The 18,646-nt window shown below is 67.6% G+C and carries 15 protein-coding genes; 7 read left to right on the forward strand and 8 right to left on the reverse strand.

Going from position 1 to position 18,646, the window contains the following annotated elements:
• The first annotated feature begins 2 nt into the window (after window positions 1-2).
• From DDZ14_RS01265 to DDZ14_RS01295, 7 genes are all read left to right on the forward strand, one after another.
• Entirely contained in the window at window positions 3-1,625 is a 1,623-nt protein-coding gene (locus DDZ14_RS01265; RefSeq protein WP_109423122.1) for a thiamine pyrophosphate-binding protein, read from the forward strand.
• Window positions 1,609-2,829 (forward strand): CaiB/BaiF CoA-transferase family protein, encoded by a 1,221-nt coding sequence (locus DDZ14_RS01270; RefSeq protein ID WP_109423123.1) that lies wholly within the window; start codon window positions 1,609-1,611, stop codon window positions 2,827-2,829. Before DDZ14_RS01265 ends, DDZ14_RS01270 begins: the two co-directional genes overlap by 17 nt.
• A gap of 176 nt (window positions 2,830-3,005) precedes the next feature.
• On the forward strand, window positions 3,006-4,361 hold the full coding sequence (locus tag DDZ14_RS01275) for a tetratricopeptide repeat protein (RefSeq protein ID WP_109423124.1): 1,356 nt from the start codon (window positions 3,006-3,008) through the stop codon (window positions 4,359-4,361).
• A gap of 22 nt (window positions 4,362-4,383) precedes the next feature.
• On the forward strand, window positions 4,384-5,691 hold the full coding sequence (locus DDZ14_RS01280) for an OpgC family protein (protein WP_233252428.1): 1,308 nt from the start codon (window positions 4,384-4,386) through the stop codon (window positions 5,689-5,691).
• A 2-nt stretch (window positions 5,692-5,693) separates the two neighbouring features.
• A complete protein-coding gene (locus tag DDZ14_RS01285; protein ID WP_109423125.1) occupies window positions 5,694-7,199 on the forward strand; it encodes a glucan biosynthesis protein in 1,506 nt (501 codons plus the stop codon).
• Entirely contained in the window at window positions 7,196-9,028 is a 1,833-nt protein-coding gene (gene mdoH / locus DDZ14_RS01290) for a glucans biosynthesis glucosyltransferase MdoH (RefSeq protein WP_109423126.1), read from the forward strand. The genes DDZ14_RS01285 and mdoH overlap by 4 nt, the downstream gene beginning before the upstream one ends.
• 85 nt (window positions 9,029-9,113) lie before the next feature.
• Window positions 9,114-10,226, forward strand: a complete 1,113-nt coding sequence (locus tag DDZ14_RS01295; RefSeq protein WP_109423127.1) for a hypothetical protein — start codon at window positions 9,114-9,116, stop codon at window positions 10,224-10,226.
• Window positions 10,227-10,347: 121 nt separating this feature from the next.
• Here DDZ14_RS01295 and DDZ14_RS01300 read toward each other — a convergent pair whose 3' ends face one another.
• From DDZ14_RS01300 to DDZ14_RS19830, 8 genes are all read right to left on the reverse strand, one after another.
• Entirely contained in the window at window positions 10,348-10,839 is a 492-nt protein-coding gene (locus DDZ14_RS01300) for a rhodanese-like domain-containing protein (RefSeq protein ID WP_233252429.1), read from the reverse strand.
• A 100-nt stretch (window positions 10,840-10,939) separates the two neighbouring features.
• On the reverse strand, window positions 10,940-11,641 hold the full coding sequence (locus DDZ14_RS01305) for an ABC transporter ATP-binding protein (protein ID WP_109423128.1): 702 nt from the start codon (window positions 11,639-11,641) through the stop codon (window positions 10,940-10,942).
• A 4-nt stretch (window positions 11,642-11,645) separates the two neighbouring features.
• Entirely contained in the window at window positions 11,646-12,389 is a 744-nt protein-coding gene (locus DDZ14_RS01310) for an ABC transporter ATP-binding protein (protein WP_109423129.1), read from the reverse strand.
• Complete coding sequence (locus DDZ14_RS01315) at window positions 12,386-13,348, reverse strand: branched-chain amino acid ABC transporter permease (protein WP_109423196.1); 963 nt, start codon at window positions 13,346-13,348, stop codon at window positions 12,386-12,388. The genes DDZ14_RS01310 and DDZ14_RS01315 overlap by 4 nt, the downstream gene beginning before the upstream one ends.
• Before the next feature lie 11 nt (window positions 13,349-13,359).
• A complete protein-coding gene (locus DDZ14_RS01320) occupies window positions 13,360-14,283 on the reverse strand; it encodes a branched-chain amino acid ABC transporter permease (protein WP_109423130.1) in 924 nt (307 codons plus the stop codon).
• 77 nt (window positions 14,284-14,360) lie between these two features.
• Window positions 14,361-15,542: an ABC transporter substrate-binding protein gene (locus tag DDZ14_RS01325; RefSeq protein WP_233252430.1), complete on the reverse strand. Its 1,182-nt coding sequence runs from the start codon at window positions 15,540-15,542 to the stop codon at window positions 14,361-14,363.
• A gap of 343 nt (window positions 15,543-15,885) precedes the next feature.
• Entirely contained in the window at window positions 15,886-17,448 is a 1,563-nt protein-coding gene (locus tag DDZ14_RS19825; RefSeq protein ID WP_199221254.1) for a benzoate-CoA ligase family protein, read from the reverse strand.
• Complete coding sequence (locus DDZ14_RS19830) at window positions 17,445-18,587, reverse strand: FAD-dependent monooxygenase (protein WP_199221255.1); 1,143 nt, start codon at window positions 18,585-18,587, stop codon at window positions 17,445-17,447. Before DDZ14_RS19830 ends, DDZ14_RS19825 begins: the two co-directional genes overlap by 4 nt.
• Between the last annotated feature and the right edge of the window lie 59 nt (window positions 18,588-18,646).

Below are 18,646 nucleotides of genomic sequence, written 5' to 3' on the forward strand. Positions count from 1 at the left end.
ACATGACACGAACCATGCGGGCGGCGGATGTCCTGGCCCGGCGGCTTCACGAGGCGGGCTGCCGGATGGCCTTCGGGATGCCCGGCGGCGAGGTGTTGACGCTCGTCGATGCGCTGGAGGCGGCGGGGATCGAGTTCCGGCTGGTCAAGCACGAGAACGCGGCAGGGTTCATGGCCGAGGGGCTCTGGCACCGGACCGGCGCGCCGGGGATCATGGTCGCCACGCTGGGACCCGGCGCGATGAACGGGGTCAATGTGGTGGCCAACGCGCATCAGGACCGGGTGCCGTTGATCCTGCTCACCGGCTGCGTCGATGCGGTGGAGGAGGCGAGCTATACCCATCAGGTGATGAATCACCGCGCCGTCTTCGCCCCGATCACCAAGGCCAGCTTCCGACTGGAGCCGGACGCGGTGGACGCACAGGCCGACAAGGCGCTGGGGATCGCCACGGAGCCGCGCGCGGGGCCGGTCCATATCGACGTGCCGATCGCGGCGGCGGGCGCGGCGGTTGCGGTGCCGCCGCGGCCCGCGCGGCGGGCGGGCGCGGCGCCGCTCACCCCCGCGCCCGGCCCGGAACTGGAGCGCGCCCGCGCCTGGCTGGCGACCGCCGAGCGCCCGGCGATGCTGGTCGGGCTCGACGCGCTGGCCGAGGATGCGGGCGGGGCGATCCGGGACTTCGCGGATGCCTGGCAGATACCCTTCGCTACCACCTACAAGGCCAAGGGGCTGGTGGACGAGGACCATCCGCTCTGCCTCGGCGGAGCGGGGCTCTCGCCGCTGGCCGACCGGTCGCTGGTGCCGCTTTTCGGGCAGGCCGACCTGGTGATCGCGGCGGGCTATGACCCGATCGAGATGCGTCCGGGCTGGCGCGATGCCTGGGACCCGGCGCACCAGAATGTGATCGACATCGCGCCGGTGCCCAACCATCATTACATGCACCAGGCCGGGCTGGCCTTCCAGAGCGGCGTGGGCCCGACCCTGGCCGCGCTCGGCCGGCCCGGACGCCTGCCACCGCGCTGGCCGGGCGGCGAGGATGAGGCCGCACGCGCGGCCCTGGCGTGCGCCTTCCCGCGCGACGGCGACTGGGGCCCGGCGGCGGTAATCGACACCTGCCGCAGCGCCCTGCCCCGCGACACGCTGGCTACCGCCGACAGCGGCGCGCACCGCATCCTGCTGTCACAGATATGGACCTGCCACGAGCCGCGCGGGCTGATGCAATCCTCTGGCCTGTGCACCATGGGCTGCGCCATCCCGCTGGCGATCGGCGCGCAGATCGGTGCGCCGGAGCGCCCCGTCGTGGCCTTCACCGGCGATGCGGGCTTCCTGATGGTGGCGGGCGAGCTGGCCACACTGGCGGAGACGGGACTCGCCCCGATCATCGTGGTCTTCGCGGATGCGAGCCTGGCGCTGATCGAGCTCAAGCAGCGCGGCCAGCAGATGAAAAATGCCGGCGTCGATTTCGCGCGCCACGACTTCGCGGCCATCGCGCGCGGCTTCGGCGGGCATGGTCACGACGTAAGCAACCGCGCCGAGCTTCAGGCGGCGCTGGATCAGGCGCTGCGCGCCGACCGGTTCACGGTGATCGCGGCCCGGATCGAAAGGGGAGCTTATGACGGACGCATCTGAGGCACGCGGCGCACTGGACGGGGTGGTGGTGCTCGATCTCTCGCGCATCCTTGCGGGGCCCACCTGCACGCAGCTTCTGGCCGATCTGGGCGCCACGGTCTGGAAGATCGAGAACCCGGCCACCGGCGGCGACGACACCCGCGCCTGGGGCCCGCCCTATGCGCCCGACGGCCGGGGCGGAGACTCCGATCTCAGCGCCTATTTCATGTCCGCCAACCGAAACAAGCACTCGGTCGCGGCCGATCTGGCCGATCCCGCGGATCGGGCGATGCTGATGGACCTGGCCGCGCGCGCCGATATCGTCATCGAGAATTTCAAGCCCGACGGGCTGGAGCGGTTCGGGCTCGACGCCGAGAGCCTGCGCGCCGCCTATCCGGGGCTGGTTTACTGCTCGATCTCCGGCTACGGCCAGACCGGACCCAACCGCGACAAGCCGGGATACGACCTGATGGCGCAGGGCTGGGGCGGGATCATGAGCCTGACCGGCGCACCCGACGGCCCGCCGATGAAGGTGGGCGTCGGCATCGCCGACGTGATGTGCGGGATGTATGCCTGCGTGGGCATCCTGGCCGCGCTGCGCCACCGCGACGCCACCGGAGAGGGCCAACATGTGGAGATCGGCCTTGTGGACAGCCAGATGGCCTGGCTCATCAACGAGGGCACGAACTACCTGACCTCCGGCAAGTTGCCGCGGCGGCGCGGCAACGCGCATCCCAACATCGTCCCCTACGAGGTTTTCGCGGTGGCCGACGGGCATGTGATCGTCGCGGTGGGCAACGACGCGCAATTCGTACGGTTCTGCGATTTCCTGGGCCTGCCGGACCTGGCCGCCGACCCGCGTTTCGCCACCAACCCGGCGCGGCTGGAGCATCGTGAGACATTGATCCCGGTTATATCCGAAGCGCTGGCGCGCCTGCCCGCAGCCGCGGTCACCGAGAGCCTGGAGGCGCGCAAGGTGCCGGTCGGGCCGGTCCATACGGTCGATCAGGCGCTGGGCTCCGAACAGGCGCGGGCACGTGAAATGGTGGTGGAGGTCGCGCGGCCCGATGCGCCGCCTGTGCGGCTTCTGGGCAACCCGCTCAAATTCTCCGCAACGCCGGTAACATATCGTCGCGCGCCGCCTGCGCTGGGCGAGGGCCAAGCGGCGCTCGGGCGTTTCCTGGCGGCGACGCCGCCCAAGCAGGACTCAGGGGAGAACGATTAGATTACAGAGAGTTGGCGCCGGTTCCTCGACCAATCCGGACGAACCGGCGGAAAGCCGCGCGCGGCCTGACATCCGGACACAATTGCGTTGGGTCGCGCCCTCCGGCATGGCAAAGCAACGGCAGCGATGCAAGTGAATGTCGTGAAACGTTAACGGGTGATTCGAGAGGTACCGAGGTGCAGACCGACATTTACGGCAACGACATCTCCCTGGCGGCGGCGGACGCGGCCGAATCCTGGAACGCGATGATGCAGGCCTTCCTGGCGCATGGCGCATCGGTTCCCGATCACCTGGCCAGGGTTATCGCCGCCGAGCCGCAGTTCGGGCTGGCGCATGCGGTCAAGGGGCTCTTCATGCTGACCTTGGGCCGGCGCGAACTGGTCGCCGTTGCCGCGGAGGCGCTGGCCGCGGCCCGCGCGGCGCCCGGCGCGACCGCGCGCGAACGGCTCTATACCGAGGCGCTGGCCGAGTGGCTGGCCGGCCGGCCGACGCAGGCCGTCGCCCGGCTCGAGGCGGTCCTCGGGATGCATCCGCAGGACGCGCTGGCGATGAAGCTCAGCCATGCCATCCGCTTCATCATGGGCGACCGCCGTGGCATGCTCTCCTCGGTGGAGGCCGTGCTGCCCGCCTATGGCGCCGATCACCCCGCGCGCGGCTACCTGCTGGGCTGCCGGTCTTTCGCGCTGGAGGAGAACGGGTTCTTCGACGACGCCCGTCTGACCGGGATCGAGGGGATGCAGTCGGCCCGCGACGACGCCTGGGGCCTGCACGCGGTGGCGCATGTTCACGACATGACCGCCAATTCCGCCGCCGGGCTGGCCTGGCTGGAAGCCAATGAAGGCGCCTGGGACCATTGCAACAACTTCCGCTACCATGTCTGGTGGCACAAGGCGCTGATGCATCTCGACCAGGGCGATCTGGACAGCGTCTTCAGCCTCTACGACGCAAAGATCCGCAAGGATCACACCGACGATTTCCGCGACATCTCGAATGGAACCTCGCTGCTGATGCGGCTGGAACTGGACGGTCACGACGTGGGCAGCCGCTGGGAGGAACTGGCCGATCTGTCGGAGAACCGCATCGACGACGGCTGCCTGGTCTTCGCCGATCTGCATTACCTGCTAGCGCTGGTCGGCGACGGCCGCAAGGAGGCCGCGGCACGGCTCGTCGCGCGCATTTCCCGCGACGCAGATTCCGACGGCGTGGAAGTCGCGCGCATCTGCGCCGATCCGGGGCGCGCCGCCGCCGAGGGGCTGGAACTGTTCGGCGAAGGCGCCTATGCGCCCGCTTTCCACAGGCTGGCCAGCGCGCGGGCCGGCATGCAGCGCATCGGCGGCAGCCATGCCCAGCGCGACGTGTTCGAACGCCTGACGATCGACGCAGGCATCCGCGCGGGCTATCTCAACGATGCCGAGAAGATTATTTTGGAACGCTCCGCCATGCGCGCGGGCGCCGAGGACGCCTATGCCGCATCGCGCCGCGAACTGATCGGCCGGATGCGGCGGCAGGCCCTTGCGATGCCGGCGGAGTAGTGCATTTAACGTCTGAACCGAAATGACGACCGCGACAATCGACATGTCCGCTGCGCCCAAACCACCGCCGGCCCAGGGTCAGGCGTTTGCGCGCGCCGCTGCGGCGGCGAGCCCGGTTGCGCGCGAACGCGACATCCGGCTCGACTTCTATCGCGGGCTGGCAATGTTCATCATCCTCTTCGCCCATACGCCCGGCAATCTTTTCACAAGCTGGATCCCGGCGCGGTTCGGTTTCTCCGACGCGACCGAGATCTTCGTCTTCTGCTCCGGCATGGCCTCCGCGATCGCATTCGGCGCGGTCTACGCCAATCGCGGCTGGCCAATGGGTTCGGCCCGGATCGCGTTCCGGGTCTGGCAGGTCTACTGGGCGCATGTCGGGCTCTTCCTGGCGGTGGCGGCCACCGTGGCGGCGCTCAACGCATCGGGGCTCTTCATGCGCGACTACGTGGCGCAACTGAACCTCTACCCGTTCTTCGAGGACACCGCCGCCAACTTGATCGGCCTGCTGACGCTGAGCTACGTGCCGAACTATTTCGACATCCTGCCGATGTATCTGGTGATCCTGGCGATGGTGCCGCTGATGATGGGGCTGGCGCGCATCGACCCGCGGCTGGCGCTGGCGGGCTCGGCGCTGATCTGGGCGGCAACGCAGGTCGGCGGGTTTGCCCAGGGCGGCTATGAGGCGCTGGCCCCGCTCGCCGCGCGGCTGGAGTTTCTGCACCTGCCCGCCCAATACTGGTTCGAGCCGCCCAACAACACCCGCAACTGGTTCTTCAACCCGTTCGGCTGGCAACTGGTCTTCTTCACCGGCTTCGGCTTCATGCGCGGCTGGATACCGGCGCCGCCGGTGCGCCCCTGGCTGATCGGCCTGGCGCTTGCCGTGGTGCTGGTCAACATTCCGCTCAGCCATATCGGGATGCGCGAGCTGGGCACCGCCGACTGGGCGCGCGACTGGCGCATCGCCAACACGCCCTTCTTCGACAAGACCGATTTCGGGATCCTGCGCTACACGCATTTCCTGTCCCTGGCCTATCTGGGCTGGGTCGCGGCAGGCAGCGGCGGACACCGGCTGAAGGCGGACCCGCGCGGAATGCTGGGCGCCGCCTGGGGACGGCTGCTGCGCTGGATCCTCAAGGTCGGTCAGCAATCGCTGGCGGTCTTCATCACCTCCATGTGGCTTGCGCGGATCCTCGGCGTCTGGCTGGACGAGGCCGGCCGGAATCTGCCGACATTCTGGCTGGTTAACGTGACGGGTTGTGCCGTGCTGATCGCCGTGGCCTATGTGGCGGGTTGGTTCAAGAGCCACCCCTGGCGCAAACCGAAGGTGTAACGATGTTGCGGCGTGCGTTCGTTTCCGGCCTGGCTGCCCTGGCCGCCGTTCCCGCGGTTCCGGGCGCCGCCCGCGCCGGTGCAGGCGCGCCCTTCGACCCCGACGCGCTGCGCCGCATGGCTCAGGAGCGCGCATCCCGGCCATTCACCCTCCGCCCGACGGTTCCGCAGGCCTGGCTCGACCTGAAATACGAGCAATACTCCACGATCCGCTACAAGCCCGAACAACAGGTCTGGCGCGACACCGACACGCCCCTTCGGATGGAGTTCTTTCCCAACGGGCTCTACTACCCTTTTGCGGTGGGCATCCATGTGGTCGAGAATGGCCGCACCCGGCGCGTGGCCTACGACCCCGCAGTCTTCGCACGCGGCGACACGGTGCCCGATCTGCCGCAAGGCGACGCGCTGGGGTATTCCGGCTTCCGCCTGCTGACCGAACTGGAGACGGCCGACATCTTCCAGGAATTCTTCGTCATGCAGGGGGCGAGTTATTTCCGCGCCCATGCGCCGGGGCAGGTCTATGGCATCTCGGGGCGCGGGCTGGCGCTCAAGACCGCCGAGCCGGAGGGCGAGGAATTCCCGGAATTCACTGACTTCTGGGTGCTGCGCCCCGAGCCCGGCGCCGAGGTCTTCCGCGTCTACGCGCTGCTCGACAGCCCCTCGACCACCGGACTCTACCGGTTCGACATCCGCCCCGGTCCGCTGATCGGCATGGAGGTGAGCGCCGAGCTTTTCCCGCGCAAGGCGATGACGCATGTCGGGCTGGGCGCGCTGACCTCGATGTTTTTCTTCGACGAGACAAACCGCGACCAGCACCCGGATTTCCGGCCCGCCGTGCATGACAGTGACGGTCTGCTGATTTTCAACGGTGCGGGTGAGCGGCTGTGGCGGCCGCTGGCCAACCCAAAAACGCTTCAGGTCAGCGCCTTCCTTGACGAGAATCCCAAGGGTTTCGGGCTGATGCAGCGCGAGAGGCAGTTCGACGATTTCGCCGATCTGGTCGCGCGTTACGAACTGCGCCCGTCGCTCTGGGTGACGCCGGGCGAGGATTGGGGACGCGGCGCGGTGACGCTGGTGGAAATTCCCACCGACCGCGAGATCTACGACAATATCGTGGCCTATTGGCGCCCCGCCGAACTGATCGAGCCGGGCGCGTCCTACGCCTTCAGCTACCGGCTGGACTGGGGCGCGATGCCGGAGGGCGCGCGCGCCGTGGCGCCGGTGATCAACACCCGCATGGGGCCGCGCCACGAGGGCGGGATCGTCGTGGCGATCGACTTCGGACCCCATGCCGTGCTGCCCGACGACCCAGCGGAGCTGGGCCGCATGGTGCGGGCGACGCGCGGGCGGGTTGGCGATCCTTCGCTTAACCGCAATCCCGAGACCGGCGGGCTGCGGCTCGATTTCACCTTCTTTCCCGAGGGCGCGACGCTCTCCGAAATGCGCGCGCAACTTACGCTGGACGGGCGCGGCGTGTCGGAAGTCTGGCTCTACAGGTGGACGGCATGACGCTGCACGCGCCGATAACGGCCGAAGCCCCCGTCTGGATGCCGCCCGAGGCGCCGCTGGATTTCCCGGCGCAGGACCTCGCACACCGCGATACCGGGCCGGTGGCGCCGCCTGCGACCGACGGCCCGCGCCCGCATCGCTGGCGCCTCGCCATCGCCTTCGGCGCGCTCGGCTTGACGGCCTGCTACCTGCCTCTGCTCTGGCGCTGGTTCTCGGCCGGCGGGCTGAGCGCACTGGAGACCGGCGTGATCGCGCTGACCACAATCCTCTTCTTCATGATCGCCTGGTCCGCCTCCACCGTGGTCGCCGGGATGCGCCCGATGCCCGCCGCACCGCAGCCCGCGAGGCCGCCGCGGCCCCTGAACGTCGCGGTGCTCGCGCCCATCCATAACGAGGAGCCGGAGGAGGTCTTCGCCAATCTCGCGATCATGCGCGCCGCGCTGGCCGCCGCGCCGGGTATGCACCGCTTTGCCTTCTTCGTGCTCTCCGACAGCACCGACGACGCCATTGCCGCGCGCGAGCAGGCGCTGACCCTGCGCGCGCGTCACATGATGCCGGGCGCGCCGGCGATTCATTACCGCCGCCGGGCCGCCAATACCGACCGCAAGAGCGGCAATATCGCCGACTGGGTGTCACGTTGGGGCGCGGGCTACGACGCCATGCTGGTGCTCGACGCGGACAGCCTGATGAGCGCGGAGGCGATCACCGCGCTGACCGACACGCTGGCAGGCGACCCGTCGCTGGGGCTCGTGCAGACCGCCCCGCGCCTGCACGGCGCGCGCAATCTTTTCGCCCGGCTGCAACAGTTTTCCAACGCCGCCTATGGCGATCTCTTCGCGCGCGGACTGGCGCACTGGTCGGGCCGGGCAGGCAATTACTGGGGCCATAACGCGATCCTGCGTACCCGCGCCTTCGCCGAAACCGCAGGGCTGCCGCGGCTGGGACGCCGCAAGCGGCTGATCCTGAGCCATGATTTCGTCGAGGCCGCGCTGATGCGCCGCGCCGGTTGGGGCATCCGCCTGTTGCCCGATCTCGGCGGCAGTTTCGAGCGCGCGCCCGAAGATCTGATCGACTACACGCTGCGCGACCGGCGCTGGTGCAAGGGCAATCTCCAGCATCTGCGTCTGCTGGCCACTCCGGGGTTGCACCCGGTCTCGCGCATGCACCTAGCGCTGGGCGCGCTGAGCTACCTGGCCTCGCCCGCCTGGTTCGCGATCCTCGTGGTCTGGGCGCTGGTGGGCAACGGTGCCGAGGTCTCGGTGATCCGCTATTTCAACGAGGCCAACCCGCTCTACCCGGTCTGGCCCGAAACCTCGATGATCGCGCCCTGGGTGCTGCTGGCGATCCCGCTGGCGCTGCTCTTCGCACCGAAATTCATCGCCGCGGCGCGGGTGCTCGACGACCCCGACCGGCTGGCGCGCTTCGGGGGCGCGCGGCGCTTCCTGGCCTCCTTCGGGCTGGAACTTCTCGCCTCGGTCCTCTACGCGCCCATCCTCATGGTGCAGCAGACCCTCGCGGTCGTGCGGGTCTGGCTCGGCGCGCCGCAAGGCTGGGCGCCGCCGACCCGCGGCGGCGGCCAGTACGGGCTTCGGGCGCGGCTGGCCTTCCACTGGCTGGAGACGTTTGCGGGCGCGCTGCTGCTGGCAGGCATGGCTGCGGGCGTGGTCACGCTCTGGCTGGCGCCGATCGCGCTCAGCCTCGCGGCGGCAGTGCCACTGTCGATGATGAGCTGCTGTTTCGCCCCCGGCGATCTGCTGGAGACCGGTGTCGACCTGCCCGACGGGATCGCCCCCATACCCGGCGCCCCGATGTCGGTTGCCGCTGAGTAAACGCCCGCAATCTCCACAGAGCCTTCATTTTTCCGCCAGTTTTCAGATCTAGCCAACAGGCGGGACTTGGAAGAAAGGGCCGACGATGAACTATTTTGCGCTGGGTTTCGGTGTGATCGCCGCCACGGCGGTGGCCGGGCTCGATTACGCGACGCAGGCCCGTCAAATCCCCGGCGGCCTGTCTGTGGTGGCATATGTTCAGACCATCCCTGCACGTTTCAACGTCGCGCAGGATGAGACGCGCGCAGCCGAGGAGAAGGCCGCCCGGCAGGCGCAGCCGGCCAGCATCCATCTGCCCGAGCCACCCGCGGGCTGGACCCGCCGCGCCCTGACCGATGCCGACAGGGCCTTGCTGGACCTGCTGCCGCCCCAGCCCAGCGCCCGGGAAAAGGCCCTGACTGCGGAGTTGAAGGAAAGCACGGTCGCCGGCGCGCTGCTGGATCTCGACGCCCGCAAAGCCGAGGCCGCGCGGGCCGAACGCGACGCCCAGACATGGGTCTACCAGAAGGGCGAGGACATCGTCGCGCTGCGCGCCAGCTACAGCCGCACGCGCACGCCGCGCGGCATGCAGGGGCTGGCGATCGAGATTTCGGACAACAATGTGGCCGCGATGGTCGGGCGCGAAGGTTTCGCGGTGATCCAGGGCGTGGCCTATAGCCGTAATCTGGGCCTGCTCGGCGCCAGGGCCGAAGCCCCGTACCGGGAATTCAACGGCAGCCTGCGCGACGAGGTGAAGATCCTCGCCCGCGCCCGCGCCTCGGACGCGGCAGTACGCGAAATCCTGGCGGCGATCGACTATGACGGGCTGAACGCAATGCTCGATACGCCGCTCGACAATGTCGGCAGTAACGCCCCCGTCCTGTCAGTCGAGGAACAGAAACGCCTGGCCGACGCCGAAGTGAATATCCGCCGGGACCGCCATCTGGCCGCGGCGCGGGCCGCCGAGGATCGGCTCAAGGGCAAGGCCGACGCCGCACAGGAGGAGGTCGCGACCGATCCGGCGGCCGAGACGGCAGAGCATGCGGAGACAGATGACGCGGCGGAAGACTCCTTCTTCAGCCGCATCTTTGCCAAGCTGACCGGCGGCGGCGATAGCAGCACCGACACCGAAAAACGCTACGAGCCCAAGCGCTTCAGCGTCTCCACGAAGGGCAATTGCAAGATCGTCGCCACCGGCAAGACCTGCTCGGTCAAGTAACAGCAGCGGGCGACTCCGGCACCGGCGCGAGCAGGCTGCTGCAGAACGCAATCCAGGTCATTGCACCGGGCCAGTGCGTGGAGGGCCACCCATGGTGTAGAAGATGCCTGCGCATGTGCGGCTATCCCTGCGCCGCGTCCGGGACCACCACGGGCAGCCCGCGCCTGACCCAGCCCGGCCCAGCGGCGGATCCGTTCATGCCTTCCGGGATGTCGATCAGCCGGGTCATCCCGGCGGCTTGCAACCGCGCGGTAAGCTGGCTCGAGCGGACGCCGCGCGCGCAGATCAGCGCGACCGGACGATCCGGGTCGGCGGCGGTGATCCGCGCCAGCGCCTGTTCGAAATCGTCGCGCCGCATGTCGAGTGGGTGGCCGCCTTGCGGCACGCCGGTGCGCGCCCATTCGTCGGGGCGGCGGATGTCGATGAGGAAGATCTCCCCCGCGCGGGCCTTCTCAAAAGCCTCCGGCGCGCTCAGTTCCGGCCCCTCGAAGGGGCGCCGCGACCGCCAGCCATGGACACCCAGAGCCACCGCGAAGATCGCCGCGCCGGCGCCGAGAAGCACACGGCGGCGCGTCGTCGGCGCGTTACGTGCACCCATTTGCCTGTCCGCCATCGGCGGTTCCGCCCGTTCTGCCGACCGTTTCATGGAACCAGAAATAACGCAGTCCGGCTGCCGGGGCACCCCGCCCTCGCACCAAAGTGATGGCGCACGTTCAGAGTCCCAGGTAGCGGTGCAACGCCTCGCGGTCCTCGCGCAGTTCGGCCGAGTTGCCCTGCCAGACGACAACGCCGCGCTCGATGATGAAATGCCTGTCGGCGATGCGCAGCAGGTCCTTGAGGTTCTTGTCGACCACCAGGATCGACAGGCCGCTGCGCTTGATCTCCTCAAGAGCGGTCCAGATCTTCTGGCGTATCAGCGGCGCCAGCCCCTCGGTCGCCTCGTCGAGGATCAGAAGTTTCGGGTTGGTCATCAGCGCGCGCCCGATGGCCAGCATCTGCTGCTCGCCGCCCGAGAGCAGATTGGCCATCGAGCCACGCCGGTCTGCCAGTTCCGGGAAGAGCGCGAAGACCTTTTCCACTGTCCAGGGATCGGCCTGCTCCAGGTGGTTGGAGGCCGTGGCCACCAGGTTCTCCCACAGTGACAGGTTGGGGAAGACCTGCCGGCCCTCGGGCACCAGCCCGATGCCCAGATTTGCGTTGCGGAACGATGGGCGGCCCGCCAGTTCCGTACCGTCGAAGACGATGGAACCGCTGGTGGGCCGCACGATGCCCAGGATCGAGTTGATCGTGGTCGTCTTGCCCATGCCGTTGCGGCCCAGCAGCGTCGCCACCTCGCCGCTGCCGAACTCCAGATCGACGCCGAACAGCGCCTGGCTGGACCCGTAATGCGTCGTCAGGCCGGAAATCTTCAGCATCCGCCTACTCCTCCCCCAGATAGGCGTGGCGGACATCGTGGTTGAAGCGGATCTCGTCAGGCATGCCGGTCGCGATCACATGGCCGTAGACCAGCACCGATATCCGGTCCGCCAGCGCGAAGACCGCATCCATGTCATGCTCGATCAGCAGGATCGTGCGGCTGCCCTTGAGTTGCTTGAGAAGCGCCACCATCAGCGCGGATTCCTCCGGTCCCAGACCTGCCATCGGTTCGTCGAGCAGCATCAGCCCGGCCTCGGAGGCCAGCGCGATGGCGATCTCCATCAGCCGGTGCTCGCCGTGGCTGAGGGCCACCGTGGGCGCGTCGGCGCGCGGCCCCAGGCCCACCTGTTCGAGATAGCCGCGCGCGGCCTCGCGAATATGGGCGACGGCGCGCGCCGGGCGCAGGAAGCGGAAGGAATGCCCGTCGCGGGCCTGCACCGCCAGCGCGACATTGTCGAGCACCGACATCTCCATCACCAGCGAGGTGATCTGGAAGGACCGGGTGATGCCAAGCCGGGCGCGGGCATGGGCCGGCATCCGGGTGATATCGCGGCCCCGGAACACGATCCGCCCGGTATCGGGGCGGAGCGAGCCGATGAGTTGCGAGATCAGCGTTGTCTTGCCCGCGCCGTTGGGCCCGATGATCGCGTGCAACTCGTTCGCGGTAACCGCCAAGTTTATGTCGTCCGTGGCCTTGATACCGCCGAAGCTCTTGTTGAGCCCGGATATTTCCAGTTCCGCGCTCATTTTCCGTCCCTGCCCCGGCCGATCACGCCCATCAGCCCGCCGCGCGCGAAGAGCACCACGGCGATCAGCATCAGCCCGAACGGCAGGTGCCAGTAGATCGTGTAATTCGAGAGCACCTCCTCGATGATGATGAAGACCGCCGATCCCATCAGCGGGCCCAGCGTCGTCGCGGCGCCGCCCAGGATCACCATGAACATCAGTTCGCCCGAGCGCGACCAGTCCATCATCTCGGGCGAGATGAAGGTGGTGAAATTGCCCAGCAGCGCCCCGGCATAGCCCGCCATCGCGCCGGAAATGACATAGGCCGTCAGCTTGTAGAGATAGGTGTTGTAGCCCAGCGTCACCATCCGCTCGTTGTTGCCCTTGGCGCCCTGAAGCACCATGCCGAAGCGGGAATTGGCGATGGTGCGCACGATCAGCAGCGCCGCGATCAGGCTTGCGTAGCAAAAGAAGTAGAGTTGCAGCGGCTCGTCCAGTTCGATGAAGGGCAGTTGCGAGCGCATGTCGATCACCAGCCCGTCATCGGCGCCGTATTCCTCGATAGAGATGAAGAAGTAATAGACCATCTGTGCGAAGGCCATGGTGATCATGATGAAGTAGACGCCCTTGGTGCGCAGGCAGATCGCCCCGGTGATCAGCGCGAAAAGCGCGCTGACCGCAACCGCCAGCGGGATCTGGAACATCCCGTTGAAGGAGGCCACCGCCTCACCCCCGCCATAGAGCATGTGATAGGCGGGAATGCCGACCGCATAGGCGCCGATCCCCACGAAGGCCGCATGCCCGAAGGAGATCAGCCCGCCATAGCCCAGGATCAGGTTGAGGCTGGTGGCCGCGATGCCCAGAATCACCAGCCGCGTGGCAAGGTCCACGTAAAAGGGATTGCCCATCCAGATGAAGACCGGCGGCATCACCGCCAGCAGCACGAGGACAGCCAGCGTGATCCAGTGTCTGAGAGCCATGCCTGCCATCCTTAGCGCACCTTGGGCGGAAAGAGGCCCTGCGGCCTCAGGGCCAGAACCACCGCCATGATGATGTAGATCAGCATCGCCGAGACCGCCGGGGCCGAGGTCTCGGCCGCAGTAGGTGACATGACCAGCCCGAAGATGTTGTCGAGGAAGGACCGCCCCATCGTGTCGATCATGCCGATCAGCAACGCCGCGATGAAGGCACCCTTCATCGAGCCGATCCCGCCCACGATAATGACCACGAAGGCTGTGATGATGATGCTGTTGCCCATCCCGATAGAGGCTTCGGTGATCGGTGCGATCAGCATCCCGGCGAGCCCCGCCAGCATCGCGCCCAGCGCGAAGACCAGCCCGAAGAGAAGCTGGATATCCACCCCCAGCGCGGCCACCATCGTGCGGTTCGAGGCGCCGGCCCGGATCAGCATGCCCAGCCGCGTGTAGTTCACCAGCCAGAAAAGCCCCGCAGCAGTGGCCAGCCCCATCGCGATGATGAGCAGCCGGAAGGACGGGATCGCCAAGGTCCCGCCCAGCACGATCTGCCCGTTGAGCCAGTTCGGGAGCGGCACCGCGATACCAGCGGGCCCCCAGATCATGTGGGCCAGCGTGTCGAGCACCAGGATCACGCCGAACGTGCCCAGCACATGGTCCAGATGGTTGCGGGCATAAAGCGGCCGCGCGATCACCCGCTCCACCCCGTATCCCAGCAGCCCCGCGATCGGCAGCGCCACGATCAGCGCCAGAATGTAATTGCCCAGCGCGAAGGTCAGCGAGGCGCAGATGAACGCGCCCAGCATGTAGAGCGAGCCATGCGCCAGGTTGACGAAATCCAGGATGCCGAAAACCAGCGTCAGGCCCGAAGCCACGAGAAACAGCAGCAGGCCAAGCTGCAGACCGTTCAGCGCCTGTATGAAGAAAAGCCCGTAATCCACGGGGACCGCTCCGAGTTTTGCTTATGTGTCAGGCCGGGCTTGGGGCGCCCGGCCTTTTGTTGCGATGCGCCCGGCCGTCAGTCCAGCTTGCACTCGGAGGCATAGATGTCCTGATGGTTCTCGAACACGGTTTCCACGACTTTCGTGGTCCAGTTCCCGTCCTCGTCGACCACGACCTCGCGCAGATAGAAGTTCTGGATCGGAATGTTGTTGTTGCCGTAGCTGTAGCTGCCCTTGACCGACCCGTAATCGGCTTCCTTGAATGCCGCGCGGATGCCGTCCTTGTCTGACATGTCGCCATCCACCGCGATGACGGCGTCGGCGATCATGTTGATCGAGTCATAGGCCTGGGCCGCGTAAAAGGACGGGTAGGACCCGTACTTCGCCTTGAAATCGGACACGAATTTCTTGTTGGCCGGGTTGTCCAGCGTCGGATCCCAGGATTGCGTGACCTTTGAGCCAAGAACCGAATCAAAGCCCGCCGCCTGAAGCTTCGGCAGCGACAGCGCATCGACGGTGAAGACCGAATAGAGCGGCAGCGTGTCCTTCAGCCCGGCCTGGCCGTATTGCTTGATGAAGGCGCCACCCGCGGCACCGGGATAGAATACGAAGATGCCGTCCGCCCCCGACGCCTTGGCCGAGGCCAGTTCGGCGGAGAAATCGAGCTGCGCATCCGCGCCCCATTTGGTCAGGTCACGGCCCACGATCTCGCCCGCGAAGGTGTTTTCCACGCCCGCGACCATGTCCTTGCCCGCGGCATAGTTCGGCGCCATGACATAGAGCGACTTGACCCCTTGCCGGTTCAGCACCTCGCCCATCGCCATCGGCGTCTGGTCGTTCTGCCAGGAGGTGGAGAAGAAGTTCTCGTCACAGAGAACGCCGGCCATCTGCGACGGTCCGGCATTGGCCGAAATCAGGAACTTCCCCGCATCGAGCACCGATTTGCGCGAGGCGAGCAGAACGTGGCTCCAGATATAGCCCGCGACGAAATCGACATCGTCCTGCTTGACCAGCTTGTCAGTGGCCTGCTTGCCGGTTTCCGGCGCGAAGCCGTCATCGGCGAAGATCACGGTCAGGTCATGCTCGCCCGCCTTGCCGCCGAGATGCTCCATCGCCAGATCGACGGCGTTCTTCATGTCGTTGCCGATCACGGCGGCGCCGGTGGTCAGCGTGGTGACGAAGCCGATCTTCACCTCGGCCGCCTGGGCCGGCGCGGTCAGCATGGTTGCTGCAAGCAGCGCAGTCAGCGTTCTTTTCATTTGGTCCTCCCGGTTTCAGAATTTGGCCAGCCCTGCATCCGTCGCCGGACCGGGGGCTGGCCGTCCCTTGTTATGTGCCGGCTGCGTCATTTGGTGGCCTTGCAGAAGCCGCGCAGCGATTCCTTCTGCATTAATGCGTTATTTTGCCTGTTGTGCAAGCCGCGCGTGGCCCGGTGCCTCGGGGCGGTGCGCAGGAGGCTGACGGCAATGACAAAATCTCCACTGCGCCCGCGCGTCATTTCGACAGGTCCAGCCGTGGCGTGGCGGCCGGACGCGCGGCCCAACCGGGTAACGCGGGCGACACGGCGCGGGTGACTGCAATATAATGCAGAAAATGAGTGCATCACGCCCCCGCCCCGTGTGCCGCCCGCAGCCCCTGCCGGTCGATCTTGCCGGTTCCGGTCTTTGGCAGGGCGTCCAGATAGACGATCTCGCGCGGGTATTTATGGGGAAGCAGGGCCGCCTTGGCATGGGCCTGCAAGGCCCGCGTCATCGCCGCGTCGCCGCCGCACCCCTCCGCCAGCGCCACCCAGGCCACCAACGTCATGCGGCAATCGGCCATCTCCACAGCCTGCACGCAGGCCTCCACCACATCGGGGTGCTCGTTGAGCGCCAGTTCGATCTCCAGCGGCCAGACCCATTGGCCCGAGACCTTTACCAGATCGTCCGCGCGTCCCCGGAAGAAGTAGTAGCCCTCCGCGTCGGCCACGAAACGGTCGCCGGTGTCGATCCAGCCCGCGCGCATTGTCCCAACCGTCTTGTCGGGGCGGTTCCAGTAATACTCCGCCCCCGAAAGCCCCATGACCTGCATCACGCCCTCCTCGCCCGGCACGGCCTCGTGTCCGTCGGGCGCGATCAGCCGCACCGCGTAGCCGGGCACGACCCGGCCCGCCGAGCCCTGTTTCTGCACCCGCTCGTCGTTGGTCAGGTAGATATGCAGCATCTCGGTGGAGCCCAGCCCCTCGACGATCGCGTGACCGAAACTGTCGCGCCAGGCTCCGGCGATCTCGGCCGAGAGCACCTCCGCCGCCGATACGCAAAGCCGCACCGACGACAGGTCGGCGCCTTCGGCGGCAGGGTCCCGCACCAGCGCGGTATAGAGCGTCGGCAGCCCGAAGAGAATCGTCGGGCGGTGACGGGCGATCTGCTCGAAGGCGCGGGCGGGCGTCGGGCGGCCCGACATCAGGACCGCCGCGGCGCCGGCCGCCATCGGGAAGGTCACGGAATTGCCGAAGCCGTAGGCAAAGAAGATCTTCGGGATCGAGAAGCAGATGTCACCCGGTCCGATCTTCAGCACGTCGCGCGCGTAGCTCTGCGCGGAATAGGCCGCGTCCTCATGCTTGTGGACCACGCCCTTGGGCCGCCCGGTCGAGCCCGACGAATACATCCAGAAGGCCATGTCGCGTCTTGTGGTGGGGTGCTCATCCAGCACCGGGGGCGCGTCCGCCCAGGGCCGCGCGCCCGCGTTCAGCACCGCGCCGCAGGCGGTTCCCGCACAGGTCTCCGGCCCGAAAAGTCCCGCGAAGGCGTCCGAGACGACGGCAGCCACCGCGCCGCTATCCTCCAGAAAGAACCGGATCAACTCGGGCGGCGAGAGCGTGTTGATGAGCATCGGCACCAGCCCCGCGCGCATCGCCCCTATGATCGCTGCCGGATAGGCGGGCTCGTCATCCATGAACATCAGGATACGATCGCCGGGCCGCGCGCCCGCACCCAGCAGCGCATTGCCGATCCGCGCGGCCTCGGCGGCCAGGACGCGATAGCTCCAGACGCCGCCGTCGTGCAGGATCGCGGGCGCGTCCGCGCGCGCCGCCAGGTTGTCCCACAGAAGCCGCGCCGCGTTGTAGCGCTCCGGCAGATCGAAGCCGATCCCGGCCGCGAGCCCCTCGGGCGTCGGCGCGCTCATGCCGCGTCCGGCGCGATGCCGCGCGCCGCCAGTTCGGCCGCGAAGCCTGGCGCCATGGCCTGAAGCCGCGCGGCGTCCAGCCGCCCGCCCCTTCGGATATAGCTCAACGAGAAATGCCAGGGGTCGAGCGCCATATGTTCCCCGAAGCCCTCGTACCAGGCGGCGGAATTGCGCGCGGCGGTCACGATTTTTTCCAGCACCGGCTGCCGCGCGGCCTGATAGGCCGGCAGCGCCTGCGCCACGTCCCAATCCGCCCCCTCCAGCGCGTGAACCAGCGCGATCACGTCCTCCAGTGCCAGCCGCGTGCCCGACCCGATGGAGAAATGCGCGGTGTGCAGCGCGTCGCCCACCAGAACCCGATTGCCCGCGTGCCAGCGCCCGCAGGCGAGGTTGGGAAAGCGCCGCCAGAGCGAATTGTTGGGGATGAGCCGCGCTGGGCCGAGTTGATCGGCGAAGGCCGCCTCGCAGGCGGCGCGGTACTCCGGCTCCGCCATCTGCGCGAACCCCGTGCGGGCGAACGTGTCTGCCTGCATCTCGACGATGAAGGTCGCGCGGCCGGGTGCGTAGCTGTAGTGATGCGCGGTCATCGGCCCGTGTTCGGTGTTCACGAAGGTCTGGGTCAGGGCGTCGAACTCACGATCCGCCCCGTACCAGACAAATCGGTTGTCGGCTTCGGTCAGGTCGGCGCGGAACGCCTGCGGATCGCTGCCCCGAACCAGGCTGTTGAGCCCGTCGGCCCCGATCACCAAATCGGCCGCGGGCAGGTCCGCCAGCGCTTCGACCCGCGCACCGTAGCGCGGCCGGATGCCCAGCGCCGCGGCGCGCTCCTGCAAGAGTTGCAGCAGCTCCAGCCGCCCGATGCCGGAAAAGCCGATCCCGTCGATCACCACGCGCCCTTCCGGGTGATTCACCACGATGTCGGACCAGCGCATCATGTGCGGCGAGATCAGCGCGGCGGTCTCCGGATCGTCCTGCGCCAGGAAGTCCATCGCCTGATCGGAAAACACGACACCGAAGCCGAACGTGGCGTCGGGCGGGTTCTGCTCATGGATGGAGATATCCAGATCGGGCCGCGTCCGTCGCAGCAGAATCGCGGCGTAGAGTCCCGCCGGTCCGGCCCCCAGGATGTTGATTTTCATGGCCTATCCCCCGGAGTTTCGCCACGCGATCATGTCCGCGCTTCATTTACGTAATCATT

Source organism: Maritimibacter sp. 55A14 (assembly GCF_003122205.1).
Taxonomy (GTDB): Bacteria; Pseudomonadota; Alphaproteobacteria; order Rhodobacterales; family Rhodobacteraceae; genus QEYE01.